Genomic DNA, 11,535 nt, shown 5'->3' on the forward strand with positions numbered 1-11,535 from the left:
TTTATTAGTGAGGAAAAAAGATGAGTTCAACTATTTCAGCTACGCAAAAAATCTACCAGGATCTTAAGAAGCGAATTATCCGTGGTGAAATTTCACCTCCAACGACCCTCACTGAACGTAAATTGGCCGAAGAATTTAACGTCAGCAAGGCTCCTGTTAGAGAAAGCTTGCGACAGTTAACAAGTGAAGGCTTCTTAATCGTTTATCCGCGAAAAGGCTACGTTCAAAATATTTTGACTGAAAAAGATTATCACGATATCCAGCAAGTCAGAATTCCATTAGAGGAGCTCTCAGTTAGTTTAGTAATTGCTAACTGCTCAGCCACGGAAATCAAAAACGGCTTAACTTTTAAAAAACACGATGAAAAGAATCCATATTTATCTGAAAACACACAATTTCATCTTGGTTTAGCTAAGCTAACTAATAATCAGCAGCTTTACGATGTTTTAAAAAGTTTATTGGCAGCCGCATCGCGTGCTTTTATTTTAAAAAACGGGAAAAGAAATATTACTGGTACCGATCTTCATCAAGAAATTGTTCAAGCAATGTTGGCTAAAAATGTGGCGTTAGCTAAGCGGATGATTAGAAATGATATCAATCAGCAACTTTAAAGCTGAATCGTTTAAGTTAGCGCGAAAGGATCATTAAAAGCTCGATAATTTTTTCACTACTTGAGCCGTGCTAGCTTTCTAAAAAATGCCATTTAGAAGCTATTTTTTAGTCTGCTTCATTAATTATGCTGAGTTTTTAACTTGATCAATCAGCAGAAACTTAATTTTTACCAAATTCATTTCTAGGAAAGCTCCACAAAGCATGTTATTCTAATGTTGATTACTTAAAAGAGGGAAAATAAATATGACTGAATTCTCAGAAATAACTCAACGACATATTCTCGAAAAAAATGATTTTTTTACTGCAGATTTCTTGGGATCATATCTGGGGAAAACACTATTGAAAAATGGCATCGATGAAGAAACTATCAGAACGATTACTTATTTTTTCGTTGAAGCTAATTATAATTATTATCTGCGTGTACCCAAACGCTGGACTAAAGCTAGCACCGAACGTGTTTTGCTTGACGAGTTCCCAAGACATGTAGCTTTTTCAGTTGAGGAAGCTCGCTATATTGCCCCAACATTGATAAATTATGTTATTTATCTTGATACGATTGGTTATATAAAAAATGGTTCAGCGCTAAAAGATGCAATCTCTCAGGCTAATCCTGAGCTTATTAAAAATGCTGGCAATCCAGCACTTTATGGTCCAGGCAAGAAGTTCGCCTTGGCAGCAATCAAAGCTGGAATTGATCTGACAAATAAAAAAGCCATTTTCGAATATATGCAAGAATATAATGAACAGTTCCACCAAGACTTTGAAAATGATCCTGAAAATTACGATGACTTTGGTGATACTGGTGATCTTGACCAACAAGTTGCTGAGATGGCTGACGAGGATCTCATTTTTAATAATTTTGATAATCAAGCTGCTGCAGCTGGTGAAGACTCTGAACTGCAAGCGCAAGAGAAGGAGAAAGAGAATATTATTAATTTTGAAAAAGCTAAAAAGAACATCAAAAAGCGGCGCAGATTGTTGAAAAAACGTGGTAAAAAGAAATAACAGTTACGAACTGCTGATTGGTTAAAAAAACAAACTTTCTAAAACAAATAGCCCACCAAAGCTGGCTTTTCAGTCTAACTTTGGTGAGCTATTTTCTTCGTGCCTTTGACTGGGTCACACCAGCTCATTCATTAAATTATTTACCATACTCCGTTGAAATAACCTGATTAGTATCTTCATCATATAAGTTCCCATCAGAATTAATAGAATAGGTTCCCACTCTCGGAGAAGTTTCCGGATCAGCATTATGAGCTTGCATATCAGGACCATCATGATTTTCATAAACGGTTATTTCCAAAATGCCTTGATCGTTTTTGGCCTGTTCAAATTCAAAATCATCCTTAGTAACATTAAAATTATACTGAGATTTTAAATGAACCAAAATCCAGTCATTTACTTGATCCGTCGTCAAGTTCTTGGTATCAACATTTGAAGTATCCGTCGAATCTGAAGAATCTGAAGAATCAACTGATGAATCCGTTGTATCTGATGAAGATGAAGCATCTGCAACTGTTGAAGTAGTCTTCTTTGAACTAGAACTTGAACTCTTGGAATTAAATGAAATGGTTCGGACGCCAAGCTCTAACTGCAAGGTAATGTTAATCGTTTTGGAACGCACTTTCTTTTTACCCGAATTGTAGACGGTATACCCAGTCATATTTTTCTTAATTGGATAATTCTTTAATTTCAAGGTGCCATTTTTATTAAGCTGACCAATTTTTCGATGGTTAAAATAAACATTTGCTTCAGGATGACCATGAAGTGTAAGACTAGCTGTAGTAATATTTAAGTGAATATTTTTTGAATTACTATTAACTGTCTGCTCAACTTTCTTGCTCATGTTTCTGCCAGACAGGGTTCCCCTTGCGGTAAACGTATAAGTTCCCGGGAAAAGTGGCCCAACTTTTTGAGAATATGAATCTTGGGTCGTTTTCCCGACTTTTTGGCTGTTTTTGTAAAAGCTAAAATTGGCGTGATTGGTATATAGCTTTACATAGACTGCTGAAATATTTACTTTATATTTTGGAAAGAACAGCCAAGCGGACCCATCGCGTTGTAATGAATAGCTTCCTTGATAACTGTTGCTTTTTTCCAAGGCTGCTTTCAAACTGGCTAATTTTTGATGATCCTTGCTAAAATATTTTTGAACTGGTTTTAAATTAGTTGCATTGATTTTTTTTTGTAAATTTGGATCATCAGTCGTGACGTATCCACTTAAATCCTTGCTGGGGTTACCAAAAGCTGTGATGATGCGATCAAGCTGTTTTTGTGGCTGATAGTAACTTTTTAGGCCAAAAAAAACCGCCACTAACACGACCGCCACCGCCAGCAACAATATCTTGAACTGCCGATTCTTTTTTCCAAATGGAACTTTCATTTTGGTTCGCTGTGGACTAGCTGGAATTGCTTTCGTTTTTGGTTGGTCGTCAGTTTGGCTTTTCGCGACAACTCGCTTAATTTTTGTGCCACAATTTGGACAAAACTGGCCCCCTGCTTTTATTTTGGTGCCGCAATTCGGACAAAACAAATCATTATTCATATCTTGATTACACCCCATTAGTAATAGACGAACTTTTTATTTTTATTAATTTTATCATAAAGACCTGTTTCTCACAAATCGGCATAAACCTTTTTACTGATTATTTTTTGAAAATTTTAAAGATTCTAATTTAAAAATTTTCTGGTCAGCTTTCAAAAATGATTTACCAAATTGGCTAAAAATAAAGATTTACATAACTTTGATGTCGTTATAGAATTAAAGATTGTACGGTTTTGGTGAACAATCTTGTCAAAAAATTTGCAAAAATTATTCTGTAAAATACGCCATTTTTATAATCGTTATTCATTTAACTTGCAGATTTTCTGCTACTATCATTTTCAGCCACCGTTATCTTGTCAATGATCAACTAAAGACTCTGCCCAGCAAATATCCTTGACATAAAAAGTTGCCTGAATTTTGTCTAGCGCCTAACTTCTCATTGGTTATCCAGATTTTAAGTTGTAAAATATAAGTATATTTATTTTAGGAGGAATTATTAATGAAACATTGCCCAAATTGTAATGCTGAAGTAGATGCAGATGCTAAATTTTGCACCAGCTGTGGCACAAGATTAACCCCAAATTCAACTGGAGCAGTTAATCAAGCCCCAACAGCAACTAAATCACCTGCCACTAACACTACTTCTTCCCAGCAAAATTTTAATGCTGATCAAACCCAATGGCAGTCACAGCAAGCACCCCAAAGCAGAATCAATTCTCAAGTTTTGCAGTCCGCTTTGAAAGACTATTGGTACTGGCTGGTTGCATCTTGGAAAAAGCCATTTGCAAATCAAACTGCTAACCAATACTTTGGAATGATTTCCTTGTTCATAGAAGCACTACTATTTTCCTTAGGCTTGGGACATATCGCACAAAAGGGAGCTTCTACTGCAACTGATACGGCTAACAGTATTGCCTCAGTTTTTTCCGATTCTTCATACCATGCTTCTTATTCTTTAGGTTTCGGCTTTTATTTTTCGATTATTTTAATTATTTTCATAGCTTCTTTAGCAATGGTCGGAGTTTCATTTTTAATGTTTCATGCAGTTAGCGGCAATCAGAACCAAGAAACCTTTTTAAATTATACAAACCGAATCGTCCATTATAGTAGTTTAATTTTAGTTTTAGATTTAGTCTTTTGTTTAGTTTCATTTCTGTCATCAGTTGGCTCAGCATCAATCTTATTCAGTATGCTGCTGCTATCATTAGTATCCTTGATTTGGAGTATTGCACTGATCTGTGGTGTTGTCACCTTTAAAAGTGGTGGTCAATTTGATCGAATTTATGGAGCAGCTGTTGCAACTCTAATTTGTTCGATCATTGAGATTATCGCGATTTGTCTGATAGCTTCCAAATTAGGTGATGCTATGAGTTCATTATTGCAATCACTATTTTAGTTGAACATGGTTTTGCGTTGACAGGAACTTTGCTTGGAGCACGGTACCAAACAAGGAACATGCAACCCATCATCAAATTGCAAGTATAGATTAAAGCTGACAAATATTTTAGTAAAAGATCCAACCTTATTTAATTGTAAGGTTGGATCTTTTATGATTCAATGCTTGCCGTTGTGGCCTTTTAAAACGATTCTTTCCTCGACATTGATTTTTTTACTTTATTGATTGGCCTCAAAGTCCAGGTTCCAAGGATTATAATTGTTAACCTATTGAAAGCTAACTTGTTTGCCATCAATCCCCTTAGTGTCAAAATCTCCGTCATTGATCCCATAATCATAAAACTTTCATCAATTATTTGTATTTAATACCGCATAAAATGTTCTCCTAGAACCTCACTTAACTATCTCATCGATTTTCCAGACTAAAAAGCCGGTCCTTTTCAAATACACGCCGACATTTTGGTGATCAACCTTCGTAACATAGTACAATCTGTTAGTTGAACCACCTTGAGCATCCGAAGTATCTTTAATCCTGGTACTCGCCGATGTCTGCTCCAAAAGCTTCAATGTGGAATTATTAGCCGCTAAACTGGCCATTTTTGCAGAATCGTGACTTGCCAGCAGCGAATTCATTTGCGAATTTAAGACTGATTTAAGATACATGCCGGAAGCAAAATATTCTCCTACTGCCAAAGCCAGTAAGCTGATAATTAATATACTTATAATCCTTCTTTTATTCATGACTGAAGACCTCCGCCATTATTTTTCGTGAGTAACTACCTTTGCCCCATATCCGATCGCCGCTGCGTTTCCAAAATATTTTGTTTGATCAGCTTGATGATCTGCTGATTTTGCGGCAGATCAGAATGCTCTGTGTCGCTGCCAGTCACGGTAATTCGTGTGTAGTGGGCAACCTGCCCTTGAAAAATGTACTTGCCGGCAGCTACGCTCTCAGCTGCTACCAAACCATCTGTTGAATAATTAATGCTGCCATTGATTGAATAAACGATTAAATGGCGCGGCAATTTTTTCTTGCCCTTGACCAGTTCTTTTAAGATGTTTGTCTGCTTTTTCGGATTACGTTCATTAAAGTTGTAAGGCGTTCCGATTGTCATCAAACGATCAAGCGAGAAGCGGTTTTGATCAAAATATTTTTCTAAGTATAACGTCCAAATCAATCCACCATTTGAGTGACCGATCCCTGAGAAACGGTTAAAGCCATAAACTTTTTCAAGTCGATTTACTGCCAGATTCATCCAAGCAGCCTGCCGCTGAATTGGCCGATAGCCATCGGCATTGTCGGCAAACGCAATTACCATAAACGGCCGGTGATCATGAGCCAGTAGTTTACCACTAATATGCATCTGATTATTACGTTCAACCGTCACTTTGATTAAACTGTGCGGCCGCGCCGTTTTTTGATTGATAATCTTGACAAAACTATCAAAGCGATTCTGGGTCGCACTTGAACCTGGCACCATGATGACCGGATCAAGTGACGAGCGATGGGCAGCTCGATCAGACTTAACTTCCTGCTTCATCCAATTAGCAGCCGGAATCCCTAAGATTATCGTGATTAGCAGCAAACTAAGCAGCCAAACTAAATTGCTTTTTTTAAACAAAGCTAGCTACCTCCTTTGAGGTCTGGCGGTTAAACCTTGAGCTGACAAAGGGATAATAGATCAGCATGCTAAGCAATAAAATCACGATCGTAAAAGCTAGGACCTGCCATTTGCCATCTGTTCCTAAAAAAGCATTCAATAATGCTGGCGTCCCATTGGGCGTTGGATAAACCGCTGGCGGCAGCAACTTAAGAGCGAGTGCACCGGCAGCAAGCCAAATACTAACTAATGGAGCTAAGATTAGCGGCACGAGTAGCTCCCAATTAAAAAAGAGTGGAATGCCAGCAAAAAGGCCACCATTTAAATTGAAAAAGACCGGGACGAGATTCAGTTTAGCTAATTTTTGCTGCCGACGATTTCCGATGAGTAATAGAACCAGTAACAGTGCTAATAATTGGCTGGTTCCGCCTAGTAATGCATAAGATCCCAGCAAGCTATGAAGATTCAGCGGCTCTGGCAGAGCTTTTAAGCTGTTTTTCGTCAAAGCTGCCGCCAGATTAACACTGTTGACCGCATCATCACTGAAATCGGCCGCTAAGTTGCCAGGACTGACTGCTCCAACCCATAATTGCAACGTATTGATAATCGATTGGCCGCTTGCCGTTACAACTCCCGGCAACTGCGTGGCACTTAAATTAAGCTGACTTAAACTGCCAGTAATAAACCATTGACCATGCTGAATGAAATGATTTAGTTCACGAATCAGACTGCCTTCTATCAAAGAAACTAGCATAACCTGCCACAGTTGCAACATCCAACTTTGACGCGTGAACCAGCACTGCAATCCATAATATGTTCCGGCACCTAACAAACCAACCAACATAGCTTCTAAAAAAGTTGCCTGACCGCCCAACCAATTAAAACCAGCACCACTAGAAAAAATCCGCTGCGAATAACTGATCGTCAACAACAGCAAAACTGCCGCTAAAGAACTCTGCATCTGCGCTGAATGATTGCTGACAAGTTTAACTTGTTGGATCTGAAAAACTGCCGTTGCCACGCATAATAAGAGTAAAAAAGAGCTAAAACAAATTTGACTCAAGGCATCAGCTGCTTTCGAAAACTCAATTAGCCAATTCCATTTGCGCAAATCAAAAATTTGATAAAAAAAACTGTCTGGTTGCAGAAAGCTAACGTTAAAACCCTCAAAAAACAAGCCCAATAATAACAGCGGTGTGCCTAACTGAAGGCTTTGCCAACTGCTTTGACGCCACTGATTTAAAAAAGTCAATCGATCACCAAGTTTAAAACCGTGAAGATTCATTGCCGCACCTCACTTATCATAAAATCAGTCTTAATTTTACGCTTGAAATTCTTAAATATGGTATAAATTTTGCAGTTTGGCAAACGCCAAACTTGATGTTGATAAATCTTCCCATTTTTAACACAATTTAGTTTTGCAAAGATACCGAATCAACTGATATCTGTCAAGTAATGGGGAATCCGTCTGAATGACTTCTTTCATAAGCGTCAAAATCAGTTCAGCTTGGGTTGCCACAAAAATGGATTACTAACCAAGTTGATACAATACTATTAATTTTAAACCGACTAATTTTTAGTTGCCTAGTTTTGCTGCTACAAGAATCGCTCGCAGCTTAACTTTGCAAACTATCTTTATTAACTAATCGAAATAAATTCTGACCTAAATTATTCATAGCTTAAAAAAACCGCCAGTTTTCACGATTTTTCGAAACTGATGGGCTTGTTTTTGTTTTTTTGTTGAAGTATGAAGCTTATAAGCTCTGAATCATGATAATTTTGTTTAATGCTGAGTTAAATTGGACATTTGGGCATACTTATCTCTTTTTTGTTTTGCTGGCCGAGAATATAAAACCTGGTAGAACAAGCGATGGTAAACGTGACGCGAGCTCGGCCGCAACTGAATGCGTCGGCCAGTATACGCGACACGTGCCACAACTTTGAATAAAAAGATTTGCAATGTGCTAAGACGCAAACCCAAATCATACTTTGAAAGTCCTAGCTGCTTTAAAAAATTAACAATATCGTAGGCCAGTACACTAACCATCATCCGGGTATCGTTCCCAAATAATCACCCAACATTCCTTAGATTAACTGAGAGAAGCACTCTTCCACGAGCAATTAGATTCATCTCTTAATCTTTTTTTGAAATCGGAGTCGCTTTAATCTTTCTTATGGAAAAAGGCCAAATTTTTTCATCATTTATTACTATTTTTTCAATAATTTAACGCTAAACTAAAATTGATTTTCAAAAAAGATGAAAACCATGCTGGTCAAAACTCAAGTATAATTTGCCTTTACAAGCAAGTCGATTATGCTGGCAATTTATTCATAATTGGAATTTATAATTTAATGTTCACAAATGGATTTTCAAATTTGAGATCTTGTTCTCGAATAAGGAACATATTTGAATGTTATTAGTTTTCGTCCGCAATTTACAACTAACTTTACTTATTAATTAACCCCAAAATAGATGCTTATTAAGATAATCTCACAATGACTCAATATATCTCAGCAGTTAGCATCTATGGACAAATAGAAAAGTTGGACATATCAAAGCTTTTTGGGCTTTGAACCAATGATCATTTTTACTTTTACAATCATTTGAAATCAAATAGTTGAATTTATTACGCAATTTTAGTAAATTCTTTATAATGAAAAATTTGATTTCCTAAGACTTTTGATAGATCAACTAACAATTACTGAAAAAAATCAGTAATTGTTAGTTGATCTCAGAAACTTAATTATCATCTTGCTATCATCGTTTTTGAATTTAAGTATGAATGATTTGATTTTAAAGGAGTATGTTAAATTAATGAAAATAGCAGTAGCAGGAACAGGTTACGTTGGTTTAAGTCTTGCTTGTTTGTTGTCACAGCATCAGCAAGTAACAGCAGTTGACGTAATTATGAACAAAGTTGATTTAATCAATCATCACAAATCGCCAATTGTTGATCACGAAATTGAAGACTTTCTGGCAAATAAAAATCTGCATTTGACGGCAACTCTTGATGCCAAACAAGCTTACACGGATGCAGATTTTATCGTCATTGCCACACCTACAAATTATGACAGTGAAAAAAATTATTTCAATACTTCGTCAGTTGAAGCGGTCATCAAATTGGTAATGCAGTATAATCCTGAAGCTTATATGGTGATCAAATCAACCGTTCCAGTTGGCTATACCAAACTAATCAGGAAAAAAACCGGATCAAAAAAAATCTTATTCAGTCCTGAATTTTTGCGTGAAGGACATGCCTTATATGATAATTTATATCCTTCAAGGATCATTGTTGGAAATGATCCAAGTGATTCTAAGTCAGTCCAAGCAGCTCATACCTTTGCTGGACTATTACAAAAAGGAGCAATTAAACAAGATATCAAAACTTTATTTATGGGTTTTAACGAAGCAGAAGCCGTCAAGCTATTTGCCAATACTTATTTGGCTTTACGTGTCAGTTATTTCAATGAGCTTGATACTTATTCTGAAATTAAAAACTTGCATACTAAAGAGATTATCGACGGTGTCTGCTTGGACCCGAGAATTGGAACGTATTACAATAATCCGTCATTCGGTTACGGCGGTTATTGCCTTCCTAAGGACACTAAGCAGCTTTTGGCTAACTATCAGGATGTGCCACAAAATTTAATTGAAGCAATTGTCAAATCAAATGATACTCGTAAAAATTTCATTGCTGATCAAATTTTAAAGAAGTCTGGTTATTATAGTTACAGTAAAAATAATCAGTTTGATCCAAAAAAGGAGTCTAAAATCATAGTTGGCATTTATCGACTGACAATGAAGTCCAACAGCGATAATTTTCGTCAAAGCAGTATTCAAGGTGTGATGAAACGTCTGAAGGCTAAGGGGATAAATGTTATCATTTATGAACCAACCTTGAAAGATAACGGGACATTTTTTGGTAGCAAAATCGTCAATAATTTGGAAGAGTTCAAAACAAAATCGAAAGTAATCCTTGCCAATCGTTTTGACAAGGAACTGGAAGATATAGCTATAAAGGTTTATACCAGAGATATTTTTCAAACAGATTAGTTCAGTCGTTTGACCAGTCATTATTTAAGTTCTAAATGACATCTTAATATAAAGTTTTAAAAAATAGCATGTTTGTAAAGCTTTTAAAGCTTTACTGTTATTAGAAAAGCTGATAGTAGCTACTGCTGTCAGGTTCAATAAACAAATTCAATTTCAGCAAAATTATGATTCTATTCAATCTAAAACAACATTAAATTACTGAACAGTTTTTATAAATAATTCTGATGAGGATGATTAAAAAATGAGTTTTAAAACAGCACTACACGCCAGTATCAGAAGATTGCCGAAATTTATTACTACGGTACCTGAAAAAAAGAAATTGAACAACATTAAGAAAACAGATATAAAGTTCTTTCTTCCTGGCTTTTTTTATTTTCTCAAATTACTTCGTGAAAAAAATTTAAACATGCACCCCAAATTTGAACTTTCTGTTGTTGCTATTATAAAAAACGAACGTCCTTATCTTGAAGAGTGGATAAACTACTACTTGACTCTAGGAGTGCAACATTTTTATATTTATGACAATGAAAGTACTGATAATCCATCCTCAGTTTTGCAGCAATTTAACGACCGGATAACTTACATCAAGTTTCCTGGTAAGCAACGTCAGCTCGATTCTTATAATGATGCTTTGACTCGATTTGGTAGATTATCAAAGTATATGGCTTTTATTGATGCTGATGAATATATCTACCTGGTAGACGATTCTAATGACTTATTGACCTTACTGAATAAATATTTTTCAAAAAAGGAAGTTGGTGGATTAGCAATCAATTGGCAAATTTTTGGATCTTCTCATTTAGAAAAAAAACCAGTAGGATTAGTAACAGATAATTTTGTTTATCGCGCAGAAAAAAATTTTAAGAAAAACCATCACATCAAAAGTATTGTTTTAACGCAAAGAACTGCCGGATTTATCAATAATCCACATAGTGCATTTTATCTTCCTGGCTGTCATGCAGTTGATGAAAGAGGAAAAGAGATAGATGGACCTCTTTCTGAAAATGTTAATACTGATATAATCAGAATCAACCATTACTTTACCAAATCAAAAGAAGAATTTCTAATGAAAAAAGCTCGGGGTCGTGCAACGATTAGTTCTCATCGTACTATGCAGGACTTTGTCGATCATGATCAAAATAAAGTTTTTGATGATTCAATGAGAAAATATAATAAAAAACACAATCTTAAGTAAGATTTAGTCTTTTTCAAAGATCATAAAACAGTTTACAATAGTAAAAATGATTTATTTATTTAAATAAATGCAAATTCTATTAAAAAGGGAATCCCCTCTTAATAGAATTAAAGTGAAGGGACTCTCCCTGGAC

General features: G+C 35.9%; 9 protein-coding genes and 1 pseudogene. 5 read left to right on the forward strand and 5 right to left on the reverse strand.

Annotation, left to right across the window (positions count from 1 at the left end; genetic code table 11):
* Positions 1 to 20: 20 nt before the first annotated feature.
* Positions 21 to 611, forward strand: coding sequence for a GntR family transcriptional regulator (locus KH893_RS05425; RefSeq protein WP_281165131.1), 591 nt, complete (start codon positions 21 to 23; stop codon positions 609 to 611).
* A 244-nt stretch (positions 612 to 855) separates the two neighbouring features.
* Positions 856 to 1,617, forward strand: coding sequence for a hypothetical protein (locus KH893_RS05430; protein ID WP_281165132.1), 762 nt, complete (start codon positions 856 to 858; stop codon positions 1,615 to 1,617).
* Between the two features lie 136 nt (positions 1,618 to 1,753).
* Here KH893_RS05430 and KH893_RS05435 read toward each other — a convergent pair whose 3' ends face one another.
* The gene (locus tag KH893_RS05435) at positions 1,754 to 3,157 is read right to left on the reverse strand and encodes a TcaA 3rd/4th domain-containing protein (protein ID WP_281165133.1); all 1,404 of its coding nucleotides are present in this window, start codon (positions 3,155 to 3,157) and stop codon (positions 1,754 to 1,756) included.
* 499 nt (positions 3,158 to 3,656) lie between these two features.
* Between KH893_RS05435 and KH893_RS05440 the strand changes: the two genes are divergently transcribed.
* Positions 3,657 to 4,553: a zinc ribbon domain-containing protein gene (locus KH893_RS05440; protein WP_281165134.1), complete on the forward strand. Its 897-nt coding sequence runs from the start codon at positions 3,657 to 3,659 to the stop codon at positions 4,551 to 4,553.
* 392 nt (positions 4,554 to 4,945) lie between these two features.
* Here the strand turns inward: KH893_RS05440 and KH893_RS05445 are convergent, their stop codons facing one another.
* From KH893_RS05445 to KH893_RS05460, 4 genes and pseudogenes are all read right to left on the reverse strand, one after another.
* Positions 4,946 to 5,293 carry a hypothetical protein gene (locus KH893_RS05445; protein WP_281165135.1) on the reverse strand — a complete coding sequence of 116 codons (348 nt, stop codon included), beginning with the start codon at positions 5,291 to 5,293 and terminating at the stop codon, positions 4,946 to 4,948.
* A gap of 35 nt (positions 5,294 to 5,328) precedes the next feature.
* A complete protein-coding gene (locus tag KH893_RS05450) occupies positions 5,329 to 6,174 on the reverse strand; it encodes an alpha/beta hydrolase (protein WP_281165136.1) in 846 nt (281 codons plus the stop codon).
* Positions 6,167 to 7,438, reverse strand: a complete 1,272-nt coding sequence (locus KH893_RS05455) for a hypothetical protein (protein ID WP_281165137.1) — start codon at positions 7,436 to 7,438, stop codon at positions 6,167 to 6,169. Before KH893_RS05455 ends, KH893_RS05450 begins: the two co-directional genes overlap by 8 nt.
* Positions 7,439 to 7,936: 498 nt before the next feature.
* Positions 7,937 to 8,206, reverse strand: a pseudogene (locus KH893_RS05460) (transposase); the annotation flags it as partial.
* A 726-nt stretch (positions 8,207 to 8,932) separates the two neighbouring features.
* Here KH893_RS05460 and KH893_RS05465 point away from each other — a divergent pair.
* Positions 8,933 to 10,207 carry a nucleotide sugar dehydrogenase gene (locus KH893_RS05465; protein ID WP_427859908.1) on the forward strand — a complete coding sequence of 425 codons (1,275 nt, stop codon included), beginning with the start codon at positions 8,933 to 8,935 and terminating at the stop codon, positions 10,205 to 10,207.
* 241 nt (positions 10,208 to 10,448) lie between these two features.
* Positions 10,449 to 11,402, forward strand: a complete 954-nt coding sequence (locus KH893_RS05470; protein ID WP_281165140.1) for a glycosyltransferase family 2 protein — start codon at positions 10,449 to 10,451, stop codon at positions 11,400 to 11,402.
* Positions 11,403 to 11,535 lie beyond the last annotated feature (133 nt).

It is taken from the genome of Liquorilactobacillus sicerae, from assembly GCF_029916425.1.
Lineage (GTDB): Bacteria > Bacillota > Bacilli > Lactobacillales > Lactobacillaceae > Liquorilactobacillus > Liquorilactobacillus sicerae.

Excerpts from the sequence above, each read along its gene's own strand:
- KH893_RS05455 (WP_281165137.1), bottom strand. The coding sequence starts at position 7,438 with ATGAATCTTCACGGTTTTAAACTTGGTGATCGATTGACTTTTTTAAAT.
- KH893_RS05465 (WP_427859908.1), top strand. The coding sequence starts at position 8,933 with ATGAATGATTTGATTTTAAAGGAGTATGTTAAATTAATGAAAATAGCA.
- KH893_RS05440 (WP_281165134.1), top strand. The coding sequence starts at position 3,657 with ATGAAACATTGCCCAAATTGTAATGCTGAAGTAGATGCAGATGCTAAA.
- KH893_RS05470 (WP_281165140.1), top strand. The coding sequence starts at position 10,449 with ATGAGTTTTAAAACAGCACTACACGCCAGTATCAGAAGATTGCCGAAA.
- KH893_RS05435 (WP_281165133.1), bottom strand. The coding sequence starts at position 3,157 with ATGAATAATGATTTGTTTTGTCCGAATTGCGGCACCAAAATAAAAGCA.
- KH893_RS05425 (WP_281165131.1), top strand. The coding sequence starts at position 21 with ATGAGTTCAACTATTTCAGCTACGCAAAAAATCTACCAGGATCTTAAG.
- KH893_RS05430 (WP_281165132.1), top strand. The coding sequence starts at position 856 with ATGACTGAATTCTCAGAAATAACTCAACGACATATTCTCGAAAAAAAT.
- KH893_RS05445 (WP_281165135.1), bottom strand. The coding sequence starts at position 5,293 with ATGAATAAAAGAAGGATTATAAGTATATTAATTATCAGCTTACTGGCT.